General features: G+C 61.7%; 17 protein-coding genes and 1 pseudogene. 5 read left to right on the top strand and 13 right to left on the bottom strand.

What is annotated here, in order from left to right:
- The 3 genes and pseudogenes from HWX91_RS37165 to HWX91_RS37175 form a co-directional block, all read right to left on the bottom strand.
- Positions 1-203, bottom strand: a pseudogene (locus HWX91_RS37165) (electron transfer flavoprotein subunit beta/FixA family protein); the annotation flags it as partial.
- 25 nt (positions 204-228) lie between these two features.
- Positions 229-1,368 (bottom strand): acyl-CoA dehydrogenase family protein, encoded by a 1,140-nt coding sequence (locus tag HWX91_RS37170; RefSeq protein ID WP_028195384.1) that lies wholly within the window; start codon positions 1,366-1,368, stop codon positions 229-231.
- Positions 1,361-2,611, bottom strand: a complete 1,251-nt coding sequence (locus HWX91_RS37175) for a CaiB/BaiF CoA transferase family protein (protein WP_042274333.1) — start codon at positions 2,609-2,611, stop codon at positions 1,361-1,363. The genes HWX91_RS37170 and HWX91_RS37175 overlap by 8 nt, the downstream gene beginning before the upstream one ends.
- Before the next feature lie 108 nt (positions 2,612-2,719).
- Between HWX91_RS37175 and HWX91_RS37180 the strand changes: the two genes are divergently transcribed.
- Complete coding sequence (locus HWX91_RS37180; RefSeq protein ID WP_028195383.1) at positions 2,720-3,631, top strand: LysR family transcriptional regulator; 912 nt, start codon at positions 2,720-2,722, stop codon at positions 3,629-3,631.
- A 23-nt stretch (positions 3,632-3,654) separates the two neighbouring features.
- On the opposite strand, the gene HWX91_RS37185 is transcribed toward HWX91_RS37180, so the two are convergent.
- Entirely contained in the window at positions 3,655-4,728 is a 1,074-nt protein-coding gene (locus HWX91_RS37185; protein ID WP_028195382.1) for a linear amide C-N hydrolase, read from the bottom strand.
- Positions 4,729-4,818: 90 nt separating this feature from the next.
- Positions 4,819-5,208: a VOC family protein gene (locus tag HWX91_RS37190; RefSeq protein WP_028195381.1), complete on the bottom strand. Its 390-nt coding sequence runs from the start codon at positions 5,206-5,208 to the stop codon at positions 4,819-4,821.
- Between the two features lie 340 nt (positions 5,209-5,548).
- Here HWX91_RS37190 and HWX91_RS37195 point away from each other — a divergent pair, with 340 nt between their 5' ends.
- Positions 5,549-6,634: a porin gene (locus HWX91_RS37195; RefSeq protein ID WP_028195380.1), complete on the top strand. Its 1,086-nt coding sequence runs from the start codon at positions 5,549-5,551 to the stop codon at positions 6,632-6,634.
- A gap of 236 nt (positions 6,635-6,870) precedes the next feature.
- Here the strand turns inward: HWX91_RS37195 and HWX91_RS37200 are convergent, their stop codons facing one another.
- Entirely contained in the window at positions 6,871-7,161 is a 291-nt protein-coding gene (locus tag HWX91_RS37200) for a hypothetical protein (RefSeq protein ID WP_052660652.1), read from the bottom strand.
- Between the two features lie 534 nt (positions 7,162-7,695).
- Between HWX91_RS37200 and HWX91_RS37205 the strand changes: the two genes are divergently transcribed.
- From HWX91_RS37205 to HWX91_RS37215, 3 genes are all read left to right on the top strand, one after another.
- A complete protein-coding gene (locus HWX91_RS37205) occupies positions 7,696-8,823 on the top strand; it encodes an aminotransferase class V-fold PLP-dependent enzyme (protein WP_028195379.1) in 1,128 nt (375 codons plus the stop codon).
- Between the two features lie 334 nt (positions 8,824-9,157).
- On the top strand, positions 9,158-10,357 hold the full coding sequence (locus tag HWX91_RS37210; protein WP_042274330.1) for a multidrug effflux MFS transporter: 1,200 nt from the start codon (positions 9,158-9,160) through the stop codon (positions 10,355-10,357).
- A 235-nt stretch (positions 10,358-10,592) separates the two neighbouring features.
- A complete protein-coding gene (locus HWX91_RS37215; RefSeq protein ID WP_028195377.1) occupies positions 10,593-12,032 on the top strand; it encodes a DEAD/DEAH box helicase in 1,440 nt (479 codons plus the stop codon).
- 42 nt (positions 12,033-12,074) lie between these two features.
- On the opposite strand, the gene HWX91_RS37220 is transcribed toward HWX91_RS37215, so the two are convergent.
- The 7 genes from HWX91_RS37220 to HWX91_RS37250 all read right to left on the bottom strand — a co-directional run bounded on the left by HWX91_RS37220 (position 12,075) and on the right by HWX91_RS37250 (position 20,945).
- Positions 12,075-12,950: a LysR family transcriptional regulator gene (locus tag HWX91_RS37220; protein ID WP_028195376.1), complete on the bottom strand. Its 876-nt coding sequence runs from the start codon at positions 12,948-12,950 to the stop codon at positions 12,075-12,077.
- A 436-nt stretch (positions 12,951-13,386) separates the two neighbouring features.
- On the bottom strand, positions 13,387-14,343 hold the full coding sequence (locus tag HWX91_RS37225) for an HpcH/HpaI aldolase/citrate lyase family protein (protein ID WP_028195375.1): 957 nt from the start codon (positions 14,341-14,343) through the stop codon (positions 13,387-13,389).
- Entirely contained in the window at positions 14,340-15,506 is a 1,167-nt protein-coding gene (locus HWX91_RS37230) for a CaiB/BaiF CoA transferase family protein (RefSeq protein WP_028195374.1), read from the bottom strand. The genes HWX91_RS37225 and HWX91_RS37230 overlap by 4 nt, the downstream gene beginning before the upstream one ends.
- A 124-nt stretch (positions 15,507-15,630) precedes the next feature.
- On the bottom strand, positions 15,631-17,388 hold the full coding sequence (locus HWX91_RS37235) for an L-lactate permease (protein ID WP_028195373.1): 1,758 nt from the start codon (positions 17,386-17,388) through the stop codon (positions 15,631-15,633).
- A gap of 119 nt (positions 17,389-17,507) precedes the next feature.
- Positions 17,508-18,443, bottom strand: coding sequence for a LysR substrate-binding domain-containing protein (locus HWX91_RS37240; protein WP_028195372.1), 936 nt, complete (start codon positions 18,441-18,443; stop codon positions 17,508-17,510).
- A gap of 116 nt (positions 18,444-18,559) precedes the next feature.
- Positions 18,560-20,017: a xylulokinase gene (xylB, locus tag HWX91_RS37245; RefSeq protein WP_028195371.1), complete on the bottom strand. Its 1,458-nt coding sequence runs from the start codon at positions 20,015-20,017 to the stop codon at positions 18,560-18,562.
- 49 nt (positions 20,018-20,066) lie between these two features.
- The gene (locus tag HWX91_RS37250) at positions 20,067-20,945 is read right to left on the bottom strand and encodes an AraC family transcriptional regulator (RefSeq protein ID WP_028195370.1); all 879 of its coding nucleotides are present in this window, start codon (positions 20,943-20,945) and stop codon (positions 20,067-20,069) included.
- Positions 20,946-20,982: the final 37 nt, after the last annotated feature.

Here is a 20,982-nt window from a genome sequence, read left to right on the forward strand (position 1 = left end):
GCTTGCGCCACACCCGCCGACACGGCGATCACTTCGGTCGCCACGCCCGCTTCCTTCAGACGGACCGCTTCTTCAACCGCGATTTCATCGAACGGATTCATCGACATCTTCACGTTCGCGATGTCGACGCCCGTACTATCGGATTTCACACTCACTTTCACGTTGGCATCTACCACACGTTTGACTGCCACCAGCACTTTCACTTTCGAGCTCCCATATTCATTGTCGTTACGCGAGAACCGACCTCGCGATCACCGTGCGCTGAATTTCCGACGACCCTTCGTAAATGCGCAGAATCCGCGCATCGCGCACGAGCCGTTCCACGCGCATCTCGCGCGTGAAGCCATAGCCGCCATGCATCTGCAAAGCGGCGTCGGTGACGAATGCCACCATCTCAGACGCATAGAGCTTCGCCATCGACGCCGCTTCGGTGAACGGTTCGCCTGCCGCGCGCCGCGCCGCGGCCTGCAAGCTCAGAAGCCACGCGGCCTCCAGCCGCGTCTTCATGTCGGCGAATTTCCATTGCAGTCCCTGCTTGCCCGCGAGCGGCTCGCCGCCGACGCAGCGCGTCTTCGCCCACTCCACTGCGTCACTGAGCGCCGCTTCGGCGAGGCCAAGGCTCGTCGCAGCCACGTCCAGGCGGCTGTTGTCGAGCACCTTCATCGCCGTGCGAAAGCCGGTGCCTTCCTCGCCCAGCCGGTTTGCCGCCGGCACATGGCAATCGAGCGCAACCTCGTGCGCCGGCGCGCCCCGAATACCCATCAGCATTTCGGCTGGCGACACCGACATCCCCGGCGTATCGCGATCGATGACGAACGCGCTGATCCCTCGGGTTCCGAGATCCGTCCCGGTCTTCGCGTAGACCACGATGAATTGCGCCGCTGCCGCGTTCGAAATGAAGTGCTTCACACCCCGCAAGCGGTAGCCGTCGCCCTCGCGCACAGCCCGTGTCGTCATGCCCGCCGGATTGGAACCGGCTTGCGGCTCGGTCAAGGCGAACGCGCCAAGCTTGAGGCCCGTCGCCGCGTCGGGCAGGTAGCGTGCACGCAATGCATCGTCGCCGCCGATCAGGATGGAGTCGGTTGCAAGGTAGTGCGCGCCGATCATCGACGAAGTCGATGCGCATGCGCGCGCAATCTCCGCCAGTGCGAGAATGATCGCGGCGGGCGAAGCGTCAATGCCACCCCAGCGCTCCGGCAGGTTCAATCCCATCACGCCCAACTCGGCAAGCGCCGGGACATAGCGCGTAGTGGAAATTTCGTCCCGGTCGACCTGCGCCGCGTGTGGTGCCAACTCTGCTTGCGCGAAGCGCCGGATGGCCTCCGCAATCTCCAGGTCGGCCTCGGTCACACCCATTCGTTTAAGCATTGTTCGTCTCCTGATTCGTTTCGCTTCGCAAGTCGGTGGTTTCGTCCACATGTAGTACACCGGCGGCAACCAGCGTGGCGACATACGCCGTATCGACGCCGAGTTGCTGTTGCAGGACCGCCTGCGTATGCTCGCCAAGGCGCGGCGCGCGCGTCGTGCGCGTGGTGGGCCACGCCGAGAAGTGGACCGGCTGCTTTGGCAGACGCACGACGCCACCGCCGCCGGCCGGCGCCTCGACCAGAACGCCGCGCGCGCGTGCCTGCTCGCTCTCCAGCGCTTCACTGATGTTCTGGATCGGCGCGACGGGAATGCCGGCTTCGCTCAGTAGCGCATTCACCTCGGCAATGCTCCGCACTCCAGACCATGACTCGATGCAGGCGCGCAATGCAGCTTCGTTCTCGCATCGCGCTGCATCGTTCGCAAAGCGCGCATCGTCGATCAGCAGGGGCTGGTCCATTGCGTGTGCCAGGCGCTCGAAAAGACGATTGTTGAGCACCGCCACGACAAAATAGCCGTCTCTCGCGCGGTAGGCCCCAAACGGCGCCGACGACGGGTGCCGGTTCCCAACACGTTGCGGCGCAATGCCGGTGGTCGCGTAGCGCGCGACCAGCGCAGTGGTCAGGCTAAGCGTCGCGTCGAACATCGCCACGTCCACGTGGGTACCCTCGCCGGTTCGCTCGCGCGCGAGCAACGCAGCCAGCACGCCCCACGACGCAAATATGCCGCTCACCACGTCCGAAACGGAATCGCCGACAAGCGTCGGCGCCCCGTCGGGTGAACCCGTCGCGTCCATGAGCCCGCACATCGCCTGCAGGATGATGTCGTAGGCGGGTCGATGGGACTCCGGACCCGTCTGACCGAAACCTGAGACGCTCGCATAAACGAGCCCGGGATTGTGCGCGGCGAGTTGCGCGTAGCCGATGCCCAGACGCTCAGCCACGCCGGGGCGAAAGTTCTCGACGACGACATCGGCCTGCGCGCAGAGTGCCTGAGCGAGTTCGCGGCCTTCGTCGCGTTTCAGGTCGATCACCACGCTTTGTTTGTTGCGGTTCATCGCGCTGAAAAGACCACTCTCGCCGGCGGAGAACGGGCCGATTGCGCGATAGTCGTCGCCGCCGGGCGGCTCGATCTTGATGACTTCAGCACCCAGATCACTGAGCAGCGCGGAGCACAGTGGGCCTGCGAGCACGCGGGAAAAATCGATCACACGAATGCCTTCGAGCGGCAGCGCGGGCAATGTCACGGGGTATTCCTCCAGAACAGCCGGCCAGTTCGGCTGGTGGAGACATTCTGAGCGGCGCAGGCAATAGGATAAAATATTAGAATAAATTAACGGTTATATAAAAATCCTATGGCACTGTCGCTCAGGCTGCTACGCTACTTCGTCACCGCCGCGGAAACCGGCAGCACGACTGCTGCGGCGAGGCACCTGAACGTGTCGCAGCCTTCGATCTCCGTGGCAATTCGTGAACTGGAGGCGCTATTCGACGCGCCGCTGTTCACGCGCGACGCGGGCACCGGTATGACGCTCACGCAGTTTGGACAACGAAAGCTGGACGAGGCGCGTCACCTGCTCGCCTCAGCATCGGCGTTCATTACCGACGACGTCGGCGAAGGAAACGGCGGCCTGGTGCAAATCGGCGTGTTCCGCACGATCGCGCCCGTCTATCTGCCGCGCGTGCTTAAGCTCGCGCAGGCGCGCTTTCCCGCTTTGACCGTGCACTTCCGGGAAGGCGACCTGACGCAGCTCGATGAGTGGCTGCACAAGCGCCAGATCGATCTCGCGCTCATGTACGACGTGGGCTTGCCGGGCGACATCGAGCGCGAATGTCTCGCCGAACTCAAGCCGTACGCACTCGTGCCCAGCGAGACGCCGTTGGCTAAACGACGCCGCGCGATCTCGCTGCACGAACTTGCAGCGCAGCCTTTCATCCAGATCGACCTACCCCAAAGTCGCGATTTCCTGATGGCGCCGTTCTGGCAGCTTGGTCTGGCGCCCAACGTGCGGTATCGGGCAACCTCCATTGAACTCGTGCGCGCGATGGTCGCGAGCGGACTTGGCGTGTCGTTACTGATTACGCAAAGTCCCGCGGTCGCGCAGACGCCGCTTGTTGCCGAGCGGCCAATACGTGAAGCCACTGTGATCCAGCCGCTTGTGATCGCACGGCCGGCGCGCGTGCCGTACACACGGGCCTCAGAGCTACTCGCCACCTGCGTGCGCGACGCGGTGGCTGAAGCAATGGGCGAGCGGGTCGGCAAATGAGGGCTTGAGGATATGCGTAAGCGTTACGCCCCACCGCCTAGCCCGAGGAATCGAAACGGTGGCGCAGGTTGAAAGTACTTCGAGACTTCGCCGTCGAAAGTATTGCGCTGATCCTTACCGAGATCGAGACGTTTGACTGGTGCGCCCGGGGAGAAGTCAACCTTCTTCAGGTCGACCCAGAAGGTGTTTGGCGTTAGTGCCGATTCAAAGAAGTAGAGCAAACGTTTGTGATCGGCGACCGTGCGCCAGCGGGTGGAGGAAATGTTCGGCTCGTCCGGCGTAGTAATGCCGAACGGCACAGACACATTGCGGATCACGCTGAAGACGCTGGCGAGTGCGACGGCGGGGTCTTCACTTTTGGGAATGGCATTGATGTAGAACGAAGCGCGCGCGAATCGATCCGCGGAGCGGTTTGTACCGGGCAACCAGACTGTGCCGCCGATGCCTTTCCAGTACTCGTTCAGGGCAAGTTGTTCGTCGAAAGTCGGCGAGTTGGTCATCACCTGATACTGCCTGCCGTGGTGGATGACCTGCTTGCCTGCGATGTACTCGACGATAGCGCTGTCGCCGGTAGCATCCGAAATGGCAAGGTGCAGCGTGGCGAGGCGCTTTTCTCCGGGGACATTGTCCGTGACTATGGTGAAGGGTTCTTTCTCGAGCGCGGCGACAGCTTCCGAGACCGTTGCGAAATTGTCCAGGACGTACTGCGCCCAAGCGGCAATGGTAAGTCCCGGTTTCGAGTTGTTGTCGAAAACCGGGTACTGCGATTCGACGAGCCAGAGGAGTTCCGCAGCGAGGCCCTTCTCGTTCATGCCGTCGGTGGTGGAGACGTCGTAGCCGGTCGCGACCACGCTACCGTATCTGGCTGTCCATTTGAGTGAGTTCGGCCCTGCCTCGCCGTTGCGGGCAATGCCACGCGGCAGGATGTAGAGATTGGTTGAAATGTCGAGCTTCCAATCCATCGATCGGGCGGTGATGGCGTCGTTATTGTCGCCAAGATAGACGACGCGGGTGCAGGCAAGCGCTGCGATTGGAATGGCGACTAGCGTCGCAGCGGCGAAAAGACCCGGCAGAACTGACCAAACGAAACGGCGCATGGTGATTCCTCACTATTGTCGACAGGTACCGAACGATTGATTTCCGATGCTCGCAACTGAAACCGTCAGGTGCGCCTCATTGCCTGCGCACTACGAGGACCACGCCGTGTTTTGCATGACGACTCGATACCCGTCTGGGTCCGCGAATGTTCGACCCGACACGTCCCAATAAGGGTTGAACGACTTGACCCGAACGAATCCGTTGTCGACAAACCGGTCGCATGCCGACTCCCACGCTTCCCGGTCCGGAGCATAAAACACCAGTAAATCCTCGTGCGTCGGTGAGGCCGCTACGGGGTGTTCGCGGCATTGGGTGAACTCAAAGTGATAGTCCATCCCGGCGCATCCGAGCATCACCCCATCGAACCCGTGATGATCTTGGAACCGTGCCAGCACAATCAGGTTAAGTGCTGCGCAATACATGTTTTCAGATCGAGAAATATCGCTGACAGGTCGGGCGATTCTGAGCTTTGCTTGCATGGATTCGTTACATCGGTTGTGGGTTAAGGGTTTTCGAACATCTGATTCGAAAGGATACGCCGAATGTTAAAGCGGAATCCGTTTGCACGATCGTGCACGACGAGTACCACAAAGCGTTCTGCATGACGATCTCCTTGCAGATGAAACTCCTGCGTCACCACGCTCCCGGAATTTCCTTCGCGGAAGTCAATGCCTGTTGCGAGTGGGCGACATTGGCGCCGAATTATTGCGACATTAATTGTCGCGAAATATGATCGCCACACGGCGCGTGGGGCGTGCGCCACTTACGTCAGTGCACGCTTACGTGCCGCTTGCGACATGACAACAATCGGAATACCTCATGAATAAAACACTTGCGGCAGTCGGTGCAGGTCTGCTTGCCCTTTCGGCACAGTCCGCCTTCGCACAAAGCTCGGTCACTCTGTATGGTCTCGTTGACACAAGCGTGCGTTACCTGACGAACGCGAATTCGAATAACGATTCTCAGGTGTCGATGGGTGAAGGTATCGAGACACCGAGCCGTTTCGGTTTGAAAGGCACTGAAGATCTGGGCGGCGGGACGTCGGCGGTCTTCAAGCTCGAGAACCAGTTCCAGCTCTGGTCCGGCAAACTCGACAACAGCAACAACACACTATTCCAGCGCAATGCATACGTCGGACTCTCAAACAACCAGTACGGCACGCTGACCTTCGGCCGCCAGCAAACGCCGTTCTTCGACGTGATGGGCAACACGTACGATCCGCTGACCGTCGGCGACTTCTGGCAGGACAGCTGGATCTATAACCCGGTAGGGCGATATCTGTTCACCAATAGCTCGGCCAAGTACACCGGCCAGTTTGGCGGTCTGCAAGTGGAGGGTATGTACGGCTTCGGCGGCGTGCCGGGTAGCACCGGCCAGAACAGCATGTACGGCTTTACAGCGTCGTATGCGCTTGGCCCCCTCTCGGCCGACGTGGGCTTCCAGCAGAACGATAACGCCGGCAAGAAATTCAACCTCGTCAACGTCGGCGCAGTCTACGCAATCACGCCGTCGGTCAAGGTCCTCGCGGGCTGGCTGCATTCGCAGGACAACACCGGGCTTGTCGATGGCGACGAGCAGCAAGCCGGCGCACCCGTGCTGACGCATGTCAGCCCGAACCGTATCGACGACAGTTTCTACGTCGGCTCGACGTGGCAAGCTACGCCGGTGCTAGCGCTTACGCTGGCCGGTTACTACGATCATGCGCGCAATGCGGCAACGCTCGACGGCACGCTCGGCGCCGGCATCAATTACTCGGGCACGCTGCTCGCGGAGTATTCGTTGTCGAAGCGCACCGAGGTGTACGGAACGGTCGACTTCACCCGTGGCACCGGTGCGTTTCTAGCGGACTACCCGGGCCGCAACAATCAGACCGGCGTTGCAATCGGCCTGCGCAACATCTTCTGACCGCACGGCCCGGGTTGCCGGGCTTTCTGCTCAGAATGGACCGCGCGTGTCGTGAGACGCGCGCGGTTTTTTTGCGTCGACGAAATACACTTATCCACACTGTTTTTCAAGCGACGTTGAGCCAACTACGGCCGCACTTCCTGGAACGATTGTTTTTGAGGATCCCACGCACGCTCCGTTTTCGACCGCCACTCCCGCCACGCTTACCTGCGGAGTAGGTCCGTCTTCTTTTACTTTCACGTATCGATGCCCCAATCGCACAGCGTTCCATGGGCGGGGGCCAGCGCCTGGGCAAGATCGCCAGTTTTCTTGTCCCGCACCTCGATCACGCGATTGAGCGTGGCGATCGATGGAATGACGAAGTACCAGCGGTCCGTGGATGCCGCCTGGAGTATGGGAACCGGCTCGGCCCCGTAAGTGCTGTAGGCAACGAGGTTCAAATGGATAGGCAGTTTCTGTCCGTTGCGATAGCTGACCCAGGTGCCCTCGTATGACTTTGGCGGCAAGATATAGCTTGGCAGTTTCAAGCCGGGCGGCCGGCAACCCGCTGGCGTCGAGCTCATCGATGTGGATGTTCCCCGAGGTATGGAAGATCGTGGGTTTGAGTCGGATGAGGGTGCGGTGCCGGCCGTAAAAATAGATCCCTGTGGTCACAGTATTGCTGAGCGACAGGTACAACATGTCAGGATCAATGGCAGACAGAATGAAACACGCAGCCGGGTGGCGCATAGGTAAGTCTCCAATGCCCGGATAGTTCAAACACTTTTGGGCCTGAGCGGCGGTGTCCAGCCGACCCGCTTACCTTTGTGCCACGCATCCGGGGCCTGTTCGGTATTCGTGGCACACTCCTACAAGAAGGATGGGGGAGACCATGCTCCGGCGAAGGTTCACAATCGTTCCGATTGTTGCCACTGGAGCATTCCCAACCGGCGTGGCTCGACAGTGGGTCCATACCGGAACTTGCCGGATCGGTAACGGGGTTTCCCGGCCGATGCCGCTGCAGGTGGCTTTCGTTAGAATCTGTTTCCGATTCGTTAATACATCCATTACCGGAGGCGAACGTGCCAGGCTTACTTCCCGATGTCGACCGCGAGGGACTCCTCGAGTATTCGGTCGTGTACACCGACCGATCAATCAATCATATGTCGCAGCTTTTTCAAGGCGTCATGCGCGATATTTCCGGCGCCCTGAAAAAGGTCTATAACGCGAAGTCGGCGGTTATCGTGCCGGGTAGCGGGACGTTCGGCATGGAAGCCGTCGCCCGGCAGTTTGCGACAGGCAAGAAGTGTCTGGTCATCCGCAATGGCTGGTTCAGTTTCCGTTGGTCGCAGATTTTCGACATGGGCAGCATCCCATCTGAATCGATCGTATTGAAGGCGCGCCCGGTCGAACAAGGAAGGCAGGCCGCCTATGCACCGCCGCCGATCGAAGAAGTGGTCGCCGCGATCAAGGAGAACAAGCCGGATCTGGTCTTTGCACCGCATGTCGAAACTGCCTCCGGGATGATGCTGCCTGATGCCTATTTGCGTGCCGTGTCCGACGCTGTTCACGCCGTCGGCGGCATGTTTGTACTGGATTGCATTGCCTCCGGCACGGTCTGGGTGGACATGCAGGCCAGTGGTGTCGATGTCCTGATCAGCGCACCGCAAAAAGGGTGGAGCGCGTCACCGTGCTGCGCACTCGTCATGCTCAGCCCTCTTGCCCGCGAAAGAATCGACGCGACAACCAGCACCAGTTTCGCTTGCGACCTTCGCAAATGGCTGCAGATCATGGAGGCCTACGAGAACGGCGGGTTCGCGTACCACGCCACGATGCCCACGGACAGTCTCGCGACGCTGCGCGACGTCATTAAGGAAACCGAGGCATATGGCTTCGACAAAGTGAAAGCGGAGCAGCTTGAACTCGGCACGCGCGTTCGCTCACTCCTGACGGCCAAAGGTTTCCGAAGCGTGGCGGCGGAAGGTTTTCAGGCCCCGGGCGTGGTGGTCAGCTACACGGACGATGACGGCATACGATCCGGCAAGAAATTCGCCGATGCCGGTTTGCAGATCGCGCCCGGCGTTCCCCTTCAATGCGACGAGCCTGAAGACTTCAAGACTTTCCGCATCGGACTATTTGGCCTCGACAAACTGCATGATGTCGAAGGCGCGGTCGCGAGGCTCACCAAGGCATTGGACAGGATTCTTTAGCGCGTTTTTCCGGCGCAGGTGCGCATGGCTCGCCCTCGCAACCGCATCGACAGGAGGGCCCCGGAACCTGTGGGAATAGCTATGCGCACGCTTCGGTCTTTGCCGCTGCGCCGGACCCCAAGCATTGCCAGGCAATCTCGGCAGTTGACATCGCCGAAGCATGCCGCCTAACATCGCTCAGGATAACCAGGAGAAAATTCAGCGTGAATGCTACGTTTATCATCGTACTAGGAAGTCGGCGCATGGTCCGGTAACGGCACCTGGCCGTCCCCATGCGCCCCCGACAAGTTCGGGGGCTTTTTTTTGCGCTGCGCGAAATTGCTTTCGACCGGAAATGCCGATGACTTCAACACGACCGCTTCCCACGCTCTCCACGCTGATTCTGCTGTGTGCGCTCTCTGTGCTGCCACTGAGCATATTCCTGCCTTCGCTGCCGAGCATTGCGATGGATTTTCACGCCGACTACGCGCTCGTGAGCCTGTCGCTGGCAGGATATGCAACCGTCGCCGCCGTGCTGGAACTGGTCATGGGGCCGCTGTCCGATCGCTTCGGGCGGCGGCCAATCGTGTTGACCAGCCTGACGGTATTCGTGGTCGGGTCGCTCGGCTGCGCGCTGGCGGGCAATATCTGGGCCTTTCTGGCTTTCCGTTTGCTTCAGGCTCCGATCACCTCCTGTTATCCGGTGTCGATGGCCGCCATCAGGGATATGACCGGGAAGGAGGGGGCCGCAAGCCGGATCGGCTATGCCGCGATGGCAGCGGCGTTCGCCCCCATGCTCGGCCCGACGGTCGGCGGCGTTATCGACGAAACCAGCGGCTGGCGTGCGATCTTCTGGGGTCTCGCCCTTGCCGGCATAGCTTTGTTTGCGCTGTGCTGGTTCCGCCTGGGTGAGACCAACAAGTATCCATCGGACACCATCGGGCAGCAGTTTCGGGCCTATCCCGCGCTTATCCACGAACCTCGCTTCTGGGCCTACGCGCTGTGCATGGCGTTCTCAACGGGTACGTTCTATGCCTTTCTGGCCGGTGCTCCATTGGCCGCGAAAACGGCGTTCGATGTACCACCGGCAACGCTAGGTTTGTATATGGGCTCCATCACCGCTGGCTTCGTGCTCGGCAGCTTCCTGTCGGGGCGCTACGCCAGCCGCTATCCGCTCGCTACGACCATCACTGTGGGACGTGTCGTTGCTTGTGCCGGTCCGTTGATCGGCTTAATGCTCTTCTTCGCCGGAGCCAGGCATGCAATAGCACTGTTCGGCCCTTGCATGCTAGTCGGCGTCGGTAACGGCCTGTCAAATCCGTGCGCCCATGCCGGAGCGCTCTCGGTGCGCCCGGAGCTGGCGGGAAGTGCATCCGGGTTGGTTGGCGCGATGACCATTGCCGGCGGCTCCGCCCTTTCCTCGATGACGGGAGCCGTACTGACGGAAAGCAACGCAGCCTACGCGCCGCTTTGCCTGATGCTGTTCTCCTCCGTGATTGCGATGTTGGCCGCGTCGTATGTGCGCGTGCTGGACAGGCACGAGGCGTATCGATGAGCGCGCCTCGACACGTCGCATTTGTGAATCGCCGGCATCGTTTTAAGTGGTGTCGAACTCGCGCACGTGATAGCGACATGGCAGATGAGGGGCAACGGTGGCCGGCATAGTTCAGTCGCCTGGCAGCGCTACGGTTTTTCTGTGGCGATCAACGTCGATATTTTTTGACCGTTGATCTGCGCGGCGCAATCAGGCGGCAACCGCTAGAATTGCGGCTTTAGCCCGGAATACGCCAATGTCTTTTGCCTCGCTTGGCCTGATCGATCCCTTGCTGCGTAATTTGCAGGACCTCAATTACCAGACACCTACGCCGGTGCAGGCCAAGGCGATTCCCGCCGTGCTCAGTGGCAAGGACGTCATGGCTGCGGCGCAGACCGGCACGGGCAAGACGGCGGGTTTTGCGCTGCCGCTGTTGCAGCGGCTGGTGCAACACGGCCCGGCGGTGTCCAGCAACCGCGCGCGTGTTCTGGTGCTGGTGCCCACGCGTGAGCTGGCCGAACAGGTGCTGCAAAGCTTTATCGATTACGGCAAAGGCCTCGACTTACGATTTCTGGCCGCCTACGGCGGTGTGAGCATCAACCCGCAGATGATGAAGTTGCGCAAAGGCGTGGATGTGCTCGTTGCCACGCCGGGCCGTTTGCTGGATCTGAATCGCCAGAATGCAGTGCAGTTCGATCAGGTACAAACGCTGGTGCTGGACGAGGCCGACCGCATGCTGGATCTGGGCTTTTCGCGCGAACTCAACGCCGTCTTTGCCGCGTTGCCCGCTCAGCGCCAGACCCTGCTGTTCTCTGCCACGTTTACCGACGACATCCGCGCGATGGCGGAGAGCATTCTGCGCGGCCCGGTGAATATCAGCGTCAGCCCGCCCAATGCCACGGCCAGCAAGATCAGGCAGTGGGTGATACCGGTGGATAAAAAGAACAAGCCTGACCTCTTCATGCACCTGGTGGCCGAGAACAACTGGGAGCACGCACTGGTGTTCGTCAAAACTCGCAATGGCGTGGATTACCTGGCGGCCATGCTGGATGACGCGGGCTATTCGGTCGACACCATCCACGGCGACAAGCCGCAACCTGCACGACTGCGTGCGCTGGAACGCTTCAAGACGGGCGAAGTCAGTATGCTGGTAGCCACCGACGTGGCTGCGCGCGGGCTGGATATCGACGACCTGCCGCTGGTGATCAACGTTGATCTTCCAATCGTGGCGCAAGACTATGTGCACCGTATTGGCCGTACCGGCCGCGCGGGTGCGAGCGGCGTGGCAGTGTCCCTTGTGTGTGCCGATGAAGCGCCGCAACTGGCCGCGATTGAAGCGCTGATCCGGCAAACGCTGCGCCGTGAAGAAGAACCGGGTTTTGAGGCCGAACATCGCGTGCCGCAAACCAGCGCGACGGGCGAGATCATCAAGAAACCTAAAAAACCCAAGAAGCCGAAAGTGCCACAAGCTGCGCCGGGCGCCGTGCAAGTGCCCGGCAAAAAACCGCGCCCGCAAAGTGGCGAAAACAAACGCAAGCCTGCGGCGCAGCGCGCTGCGGCCGCGGGTAAAGGCACAAGTTTGTCCAGCGGTAGCCCATTCAGCGTGCCAAAGCCACGCGGTAAACCTGCCAGCAAGCCGGCTGGGGGCTCGCGTAAGCCCGCTGGCAAACCCGCTGGTGGCCGCGGCAAACGCTAACCCTGAGTCGTGGGGACGAATAGTCCTCCCCGCAGAGAAGACTCAGCCGCCTTTCAGTGCGGCGCGGACGAACGAGACGAACCGCGATGTAACGGGGTTGCTCCGCGCATCTGGCCACACAAGCCCTACGCGCCACTTCGCGCACTTTCCGCGCAGCGGCAGCACGGTAGCATCCCGCAGCAGATGTTGCGCACCCGAGGGGACGAACGCGACGCCGACGCCGGCAGCAACCGATGCCAGGACGGACTGCACATCGTCAGCCTGCTGAGTCACGTTCGGTACAAAGCCCTGTTCGCGACACCAGCCGTCGACCTGAGCGGCGAGCCCAGGCCCGCGCGCACGCCGCAGGGCCAGAAAACCCATTTCATTCAGCTTGTCAAAGTCGGCAGGAAGACGCACGCGCTCAACGGATGGAGGTAACGCCAGCGCGAGGTTCTCATCGATCACACGAAGAGACGAGAGACCCTCGACCGAGGGTACGCGCATAAAGCCCACATCCAGTTTTCCCGCCAGAAGGCGACGGGTTTGCTCGGCAGAAGAGAGGTCGCTCAACGCGATGGCAATGCCCGGATACTGTTGACGGAAGTCGGCGATGATCCGCGGCGCGATCGTCAGCACGGACAGACAGATACCGACCCGCAAATGCCCGCGCTTGCCACTGGCCGCCTCTCGTGCGCGCGCGAGAATCTCATCCGCGTCGTGGACGAGCGCTTGCGCATCGGGCAGGAAAATTTCGCCGAAACGCGTCAGCTCCGCACCATGCCGCCCACGTTCGAACAGCTTCGCGCCCAGGCTAGCCTCCAGTGCGCCAACCTGCTTGCTCAACGCCGGCTGACTCAAGTGAAGCGCCTCCGCCGCGCGGCCGAAATGACGCAGTTCGACGACCGACAAAAACGTTCTCAGCAGTTTCAGTTCCATTCTGCGTAGTTATCGTTTCGATCAAATCATTCATTTTACTAATCTATTGGCGAGTTGTTCAATACGGATATGTCTCTCAACGCGGGATTGTCCATGGCCTTACCCAATGCTAAGTGTCGCGCAAACCGCACGGACCGTGCAGATGTCCCGGTTGACGACGTCACCGCCAATCCCGAACCTGCGCAGGCGCGGTTAGTGGGGCGGGAGCGCCGCCCCCGGTTCGCTGATGCCTTCCCGGCAGACGATGGCCGCATGCAAGGGGGCTCGATCGCCGTGAGCTTTGCCGTTGTCTCTCGCCGGCGATGGCCGCGCTGAACAGAAATCAGATCGGGTTCCACGAGGAAGTGCCGTTGCGGCAAGTCTCAGCATCCATGCGCGTATTCGGCTGCGACTGCACTGCCGCTTTGGCAAACGCCTCTCGCAGCGTACCGGTCGCTCAGCCCCGTTCCGCCATCGCAAGGATGCGCTGCGCCATCCGCACGTTCGCGAAATCGACCAGCTTGCCGTCGAGCGATATGGCTGCGAGGCCCGCGGCTTGCGCTGCTTCGAGCGCTTCTACCGTTTTGCGGGCGGCGCGCACTTCGTCGTCGGTCGGTGAGAACGCCGAACGGGTCGGCTCGATCTGCCCGGGATGGATGACCTGCTTGCCGTCGTAACCCATCGCCGCGGCTTTCAGTGCCCAGGCTCGCGTCAGGACGAGATCGCGAAACGCGCCGCATGGACCATCTATCGCACGCAGTCCAAAAGCGCGCGCGGCGACCAGAATCCGCATCATCGGGTACGTCCAGAGGTCGAGGGGCGTGGCGCTGTAGTGGCCCGCTTCGTCCTTGAGCGTCACGGCATAACCGGCATGCGTGCCGCCGATCTCGACGTTGCGCGCGCCGATGGACGCCGAAAAATCGCCGACCCCGAAATGCAAGGCCGTGAGCCGGTTACTTGCCCCGGCAATGCTATCGACATTCATCACGCCGCGCGCCGTCTCGATCAACGCCTCGATTTCGAGCGGCGCGAATGACTCGGGCCGCGCGCTCAGCGACTGCTCTACCTGGGCAATCACGTCCGCCGATTCCACCTTCGGAACGAGAATCGAATCGAGCCGCCGCGCTTCGGCGGTCAAGGTCCGGACCTCGTGCGCGTCGATGCCTTTCTCGTTCGCATTGATCCTGACGCTGACCGTCTTGTCGCCCCAGTCGAGTTCGGCGAGTGCCTGCACGGCAGTTTTGAGCGCCTCGTCTTTTTTGTCGACAGGGACAGCATCCTCAAGATCGATGAACACTGCATCAGCCGCGCTAGCCGCCGCCGATTGCAGCATATTGAAGCGATGTCCAGGCACCGCGAGCACGGTGCGCGTCGTACGTGGGCGCCGCTGCGGATTCGATTCGCGTTGACTCATACGCCGCTCCGTTGCGAGTGTGTATCCGCTGCGATTTCCGCGAGAATGGCGTCGGTATGCTGGCCAACTGCCGGTACCGGACCCATGACGGGCTCGATCCCCGGGATCGTCACCGGCGGAAGGAACATATCGTGGGGACCGCTCTCGGTTTCAACACTGCGGTAGCGATTGCGCTCGCGTAGCTGGGGATGATCGAGGAGTGCTTCGACGTCGTTCATCATGCCGTTCGCAATCGACGCGCGATCGAGCCGTTCCAGTACCTGCGCGCTGCTCCACGCGGCAAAGCGCTCCTCGATGGTCCGTTCCAGCGCCTCGCGATTCGCAACCCGTAGCGAGTTCGAAGCGTAGCGTGGTTCGACCGCGATGGCCGCGTCGTCGAGTACGACTGTGCAGAAGCTGAGCCACTCGCGTTCGTTCTGGATACCGAAGAAAACCGTCTTGCCGTCGCCGGTCGCGAATGGACCATACGGTGCGATGGTTGCGTGCCGGGCGCCACTGCGCGGCACCGGCTCGCCGCGGCCGCGCGTGTAGTACGCCGGATAGCTCATCCACTCGGTCAGCGCATCGAACAGCGAGACTTCGAACGCCATGCCTTTGCCGGTGCGCGAGCGTTGATGCAGGCCCATCAGGATGCCGTTCAGCGCGTACATGCCAGTGGCGATGTCAGCAATCGCGAGACCGCATTTCGACGGCGTCTCGGGCGTGCCGTTGATGGACAGGAAACCGGTCTCGCACTGCACCAGCAGGTCGTAGGCCTTCTTGTTGCTGTAGGGTCCGTTGGAGCCGTACCCGGAAATGTCGCAGGCGATCAGTTGCGGGAAGCGCGCGACCAGGGACTTCGCGTCGAGCCCCTGACGCTCTGCCGCACCGGGCGCCAGATTCTGGATAAAGACGTCGGCACGGGCGAGCAGCGCTTCGAGCGTTTCCTGCCCGGGACCGGTCTTGATGTCGAGCGCGAGACTTTCCTTCGAGCGATTGGTCCAGACGAACTGGCTCGACAGGCCATCCATCGCGGTATCGTAGTTGCGGGCGAAGTCGCCGACCTCCGGGCGCTCGATCTTGATGACGCGCGCGCCCCAATCGGCCAGATGCCGGCTTGCCAGCGGCGCGGCAATCGCCTGCTCGATCGAGACGACCGTGATGTCGTTGAGTGGATGGTTCATCTTCTGCATATCCTCACTATTTCAATGCGTAAAACGGGTGCTCAGGCTTTTCTTGCGACACGGCACCACATGCGGCACGACACACGGCATGACACCCGCTGCGGCACCGCGGTGGCCGGGCCGATCACGGCACCATCCAGCCGAGCACCGGCGTGGACTGGAGGTAGACCAGCAGACTGAGCGCCGCGATCATCAGGACCGTCCAGCCGGCCACGCGTCTGAACAACACGCCTTCCTTGCCCATCATGCCGACGGCCACCGCGCCGACCGCGAGGTTCTGCGGCGATATCGCCTTGCCGACAACACCGCCCGACGTATTGGCCGCGGTCAACAGAATGTCGGACAGCCCGGTGTGATGGGCGGTGGTGAGTTGCAACATGCCGAACAGCGCATTCGCCGACGTATCCGAGCCGGTGAGGGCGGTTGCGAACCAGCCGAGAATCGGCGACACCGGTGCGAAAGCCGGACCCGCCTTGGCCGCCCAGATGCCGAGCGTCACGATCTGGCCGGACAGGTTCATCACGTACGCCACGCCGACTACGCAGCACACCGTGAAGACCGCCCAGCGCAGTTCGTGAAGATTCTTCAAATAGGTCCGGGCGGCAACCGGTGCGCTGACCTTAAGGATCGGCGCGGACAGCAAACCGGCGATCAATACGATCGAGCCAGCGGAAAGCAGCCATTCGAACTTGGCGCCGGTAGCCGATACGGCGGCCCCTTTCGGATCGACCACGTGCAGGCCGGGCCATGCGAACGTCGACGTGACGACACCCAGTGCGTGACCGATAAAGCCGATCTGCGTCGCTGCGACGACCAGGATCACGGCGGCGTAGGGGGCGAGCGCGCGCAGAATCTCGGCGCGCGAATCGGGCGCCTGGGCAGTGTCGGCTGATGCATTGCCGCGTACGGCTGAATGGTGGAACTGCGCGCCTGAGCCCGGCATCGGCATAGCCATGGTGGCGCTGTGGGACGCACTCGCGAGGCCATGACCATGGTCGGCGTCGGGACGTTGATGGGCACCGGAATTGACAACGACCGCTCCCGCGCCGGCCAGGTCGGCGCGCAACACGCCCGGTGACCAGAGACGCAGGAACGCGATCGAAGCGCCCGCGCAGATCAATGCGGCGACAATATCGACGAGTTCGACCGGCAGCAGCATCGACCCTGCAAACTGCGTGAACGCGAACACGACTCCGGTGACGAGCGCGAGCGGCCAGACTTCCTTTATGCCACGCCGGCCGTCGACGATGAATACGAGGATCAGCGGAATGAAGAGCGACAGCAATGGCGTTTGCCGTCCCACCATCACGCTGATCTCATGAACCGGCAAACGGGTGATCTTGGCGAGCACGGTAATGGGCAAGCCCAGCGCGCCGAACGCGACCGGGCTGGTATCGGCGATCAGGCAAACCGCTGCGGCCTTCAACGGCTCGACACCGATCGAGATCAGCAGCACCGCGCAGATCGCGACCGGCGCACCACCGCCGGCCAGCGCTTCCAGCAGGGCGCCGAAGCAGAACGCGATCAGCACCGCTTGCACGCGCTGGTCGGCGCTGACGCGGGCGAGGGCGCGCCGCAGCACGTCGGCGTGGCCGCTTTCCTGAGTCAGCTTGAACAGCCAGATTGCGTTGATGCCAATCCAGATGATCGGAAAGAAGCCGATCGCGGCGCCCTCGAGCGCGCCACTGGCTGTTTGCCCGGCGGGCATCCCGTAGACGAAAATGGCGACCGCCATCGACGCCGCGAGGGAAGCAAGTGCTGCCCAGCGCGCCTGCAAGCGCAGGACGCCTAGCAGGACGAACAGGGTGAGCAGGGGAAGAACGGCGAAAAATGCGGAAGCCCCTATCGAGTGCGCGACGGGGTCGAAAATCTGGGTGTACATGCGTCTCCTTCGGGCTCTGTGCGAGCATCTCTTATCGACTGCGAAGGCCACAATGTAGACGCGTGCCGCATCGGCGTGAAATACAGATTGGAGCTACCGGGTATAGGCGACGCCTATAGCTATGACGTGCCGGCGCCGTTGGGGGGCAGCACACCGGACCAGACGCCGCTTTCGACCAGCTCGGCGACAAGGCGTGTGACCACCTTCTGAATCGCCAGCGACGCGGCGCTGGTGGGCAGCGCATTCGGCACACACAAGCCGACGGGACGGCTGATCTCGGGATCGATCAGCCGATGGATCAGATGCTGGTCCGCGGTGTTGCGCCCGAATGCATCCGACGAAACGATCGTCACCACCTCGCCCTGGCGTGCGATGGCGAGCATGGTCGGCAGCGAGTCGACGTCGGCGACGATATCGGGCTCGATGCCTTCGCGTGCGAAGGCGCGCTCGATCAGCACGCGCAAACCGTTCGCCGCGCTCGGTAGAACCATCGGCACATTCGCGAGTTGACGCAACGTGACGTCATGCGCCGGGCCGATGCCGGCGATCTGTCCGAACACGAACAGGTTTTCCTCGAACAGCGGATGTACCGAGACGCCTCGCGTTTCCGACTCGCGAAACAGGATGGCCATATCGAGGCGCCCGTTCGCCATCAATTCGGCGAGGTATCCGCTCATGCCTTCGACGATCTGCAAACGGATGCCGGGATAGTGACGCCGTACGTAGTTGAACATGGGTAGCGCGAACACGACCGCGACGCTGGTCGGCAAGCCGATCGCAACCTGCCCGGATTCCGTGCCATTGACCTGCACCGCGAGGGGAATCTGCGCCATCTGACGGAGCACGTCGCGAGCGCGAAGATAGAGTGCGCGACCGGCTTCGGTCGGCTGGACGCCCTGGTGGCTGCGCAACAGCAGGGTTGTTTTCAGTTCGGTTTCGAGCCCGGCGACCTGCTGGCTAAGCGAAGGCTGCGCCACGCAAAGCTGTTCGGCCGCCTTCGAGAGGCTGCCGCAATCGACGATGGCAACGAAGTATTTGAGCTGGCGGATATCCATGCGGGTAGCTTAACGCATGCCGCGCGACGCGATCCGAGCCGCGTCGAGCAGCTCGAAATCGGGAGCGCTGCGGCCCACTGGCGGATGGCCGCCGCCGGCAATCATGACGTCATAGATCAAAGAGAAATGCCTTTCAGTGCCTCGTACAGTCTGCGATATCGCGCAAGCCGGTTCTCGATCATGGGCCGCTGTGCGGCGTCGGGTTCGCAGACCTCGATCGTTGCGGGTGACGTACACACCTGTGCGATGCTCTCCTTTGTAACGGCCAACCGCGCAAGCCGTGCCGCGCCTAAAGCAGCGCCGACGTCGCCGCCATGATGACGGCGCATTGCAACGCCAGTGGTGGTTGCACACAGCTTTGCCCAGAAACGGCTCCGCGAGCCGCCTCCGATGAAAGATGCCGTTTCCAGCGTTGTGCCGGCGCCTTGCAGCGCTGCGTAGCCGTCGGCCATCGCGAAAGCTACGCCTTCCATCACACTGTAAGCAAGGTCGGCCTCGCCGTGGGCACCGGTGAGGCCCCAGAACATCCCCTTCGCGTTCGCATCATTATGAGGCGTACGCTCACCGCTCAGGTATGGCAGGAACAGCGGCGCGCCCTGTGCGTCGGCATTCGCGGCCGCGCCGGCAAGATCGGCGACATCTTTCCTGAGCACGTCGGACAGCCACGCGAGACTTGACGCCGCCGACAGGATAACGCTCATCTGATGCCAGCGGCCGGGCAAGCAATGGCAGAACGCGTGCACCGCCTGCGCGGGATTTGGCGCAAACCGGTCAGTCCCGGCAAACAGCACGCCGGAGGTGCCCAACGACAGGAACGCGCTGCCTGACCCGGCGACGCCCATGCCGATCGCGCTGGCCGCATTGTCACCCGCGCCGCCGCACAGGAGCACAGGGTTGGCAATGCCCCATTCGCGCCGCAAAGTGTCGCTCAACTGCGCCGCAGCCTCGCTGCCTTCCACCAGTCTGGGCATGTGCTCACGCGACAGGCCGGTCGCGGAGAGCATCCTGTCCGACCAGTCGCGCTTCGCGACGTCGAGCCACAGTGTGCCCGACGCATCGGACATGTCGGAGACGAACTCGCCGGTTAGCCGCCACGCTACGTAGTCTTTCGGCAAGAGGACCTTGTGCGCTGCGCGGAACACGGCCGGCTCGTACTTGGACAGCCAGAGCAGTTTCGGCGCCGTGAAACCCGGCATCGCAAGGTTGCCGGTAATCAGGCGCGATTCTGGAACCAGCGCTTCAAGCTCCACACATTCGGCGGATGCCCGTGTGTCGTTCCACAGAATCGCTGGACGTAACACCTGGCCGGCCCGATCGAGCAGGGTCGCGCCATGCATCTGTCCAGATAACCCAATACCACGTAGCGCCGAAAAGCCGGCGGGATTGGACGTTCGTACTTGCGTGACGGCATCGAGCGTGGCGTGCCACCACGCCTGCGGACTCTGTTCGGACCAGTGGGGGTGAGGGTTTTCGACTTCAAGTCGTGCGCTGCCGGTGGCCAGCGTATGCGATTCGTCGTCTGTGAGTAGCGCTTTGACCTCGGAGGTCCCAAGGTCGATTCCAAGGAAAGTCAAGAGTGTCGTCCTGGTTCTTGCGGCCGGCGCGTTTTGTCGAAGCAAAACGTCAAGCCGCGATCATGTGTTCGTTAAGCTGATGCAGCGCGCGGAATTTCGACGGCGGCATCGCCTTCGTTGAAAGGAATTGACGATTGAAGTTCGACAGATTGTTAAAGCCAACGCGATAGCAGATCTCGGTCACGCTAAGCGTCGAACACATCAGCAGTTCACAGGCCTCGTTAATCCGCAGGCGGTTCTGGTACTGCACGAACGTACACCCGGTATGTCGCCGGAAAAAGCGGGTGAACGTGCTCACGCTCATGCCGGCAAGTTCCGCGACATCGGTTTCACGCAATGTGCCAGGGAGGTTTTGCTGGATGTACGAGAGCACCTGATTGATTGTGGATTGCATGTAGCGATGCGCATTGACATCGTATGCGGGCCCCGCAAGCAAGGTGCGCTCGGTGCACGACGACAGCCTGTCGAAGATCGACATCAACAATTCGACGCGGCGGCAACCGTGCGCCCCGGCAAGCTCCAGCATCATGGGGGCAATGGTCCGGCCCACCTCATCCGGAAACTGTATTCCGCGCGCCGCGTCGTCGACCAGACCGACGATCGCGTGTAACTCGGCGAATGCGGCCACCATGCGTTCGACTGCGTCACGCGAGAACTGCAGAACCACGTCGCGTGACCGCACGGTTTCGCGCTCGCCGATTTCGCTGATCCAGTTATGCGGCAAGTTCGGCCCGGTGATCACCAGATTGCCGGGCGCGAAGTCGCCAATGAAATCGCCGACAAAGAATTTTCCGGTCGACGCCTGGATCACGTGAATTTCATACTCCGGATGAAAGTGCCATTTCGCTACTGTATGCGGATAGTCGTGCGCCCAAACACGGAACGATTCGTCCCGCCGCGTGTGCACCAATTCCAGATCTGGATTCATAGCGCGTCTCCTCCTCGGCTGTCTCGACGCCGCGTCT

Source organism: Paraburkholderia fungorum, assembly GCF_902833645.1.
In the GTDB taxonomy this organism is placed as follows: Bacteria; Pseudomonadota; Gammaproteobacteria; order Burkholderiales; family Burkholderiaceae; genus Paraburkholderia; species Paraburkholderia fungorum.

What these genes read in the sequence shown, in the direction of transcription:
- HWX91_RS37195 (WP_028195380.1), top strand. Translation starts at nt 5,549, where the DNA reads ATGAATAAAACACTTGCGGCAGTCGGTGCAGGTCTGCTTGCCCTTTCG.
- HWX91_RS37235 (WP_028195373.1), bottom strand. Translation starts at nt 17,388, where the DNA reads ATGTACACCCAGATTTTCGACCCCGTCGCGCACTCGATAGGGGCTTCC.
- HWX91_RS37170 (WP_028195384.1), bottom strand. Translation starts at nt 1,368, where the DNA reads ATGCTTAAACGAATGGGTGTGACCGAGGCCGACCTGGAGATTGCGGAG.
- HWX91_RS37225 (WP_028195375.1), bottom strand. Translation starts at nt 14,343, where the DNA reads ATGAGTCAACGCGAATCGAATCCGCAGCGGCGCCCACGTACGACGCGC.
- HWX91_RS37185 (WP_028195382.1), bottom strand. Translation starts at nt 4,728, where the DNA reads ATGCGCCGTTTCGTTTGGTCAGTTCTGCCGGGTCTTTTCGCCGCTGCG.
- HWX91_RS37215 (WP_028195377.1), top strand. Translation starts at nt 10,593, where the DNA reads ATGTCTTTTGCCTCGCTTGGCCTGATCGATCCCTTGCTGCGTAATTTG.
- HWX91_RS37190 (WP_028195381.1), bottom strand. Translation starts at nt 5,208, where the DNA reads ATGCAAGCAAAGCTCAGAATCGCCCGACCTGTCAGCGATATTTCTCGA.
- HWX91_RS37230 (WP_028195374.1), bottom strand. Translation starts at nt 15,506, where the DNA reads ATGAACCATCCACTCAACGACATCACGGTCGTCTCGATCGAGCAGGCG.
- HWX91_RS37250 (WP_028195370.1), bottom strand. Translation starts at nt 20,945, where the DNA reads ATGAATCCAGATCTGGAATTGGTGCACACGCGGCGGGACGAATCGTTC.
- HWX91_RS37180 (WP_028195383.1), top strand. Translation starts at nt 2,720, where the DNA reads ATGGCACTGTCGCTCAGGCTGCTACGCTACTTCGTCACCGCCGCGGAA.
- HWX91_RS37220 (WP_028195376.1), bottom strand. Translation starts at nt 12,950, where the DNA reads ATGGAACTGAAACTGCTGAGAACGTTTTTGTCGGTCGTCGAACTGCGT.
- HWX91_RS37240 (WP_028195372.1), bottom strand. Translation starts at nt 18,443, where the DNA reads ATGGATATCCGCCAGCTCAAATACTTCGTTGCCATCGTCGATTGCGGC.
- HWX91_RS37210 (WP_042274330.1), top strand. Translation starts at nt 9,158, where the DNA reads ATGCCGATGACTTCAACACGACCGCTTCCCACGCTCTCCACGCTGATT.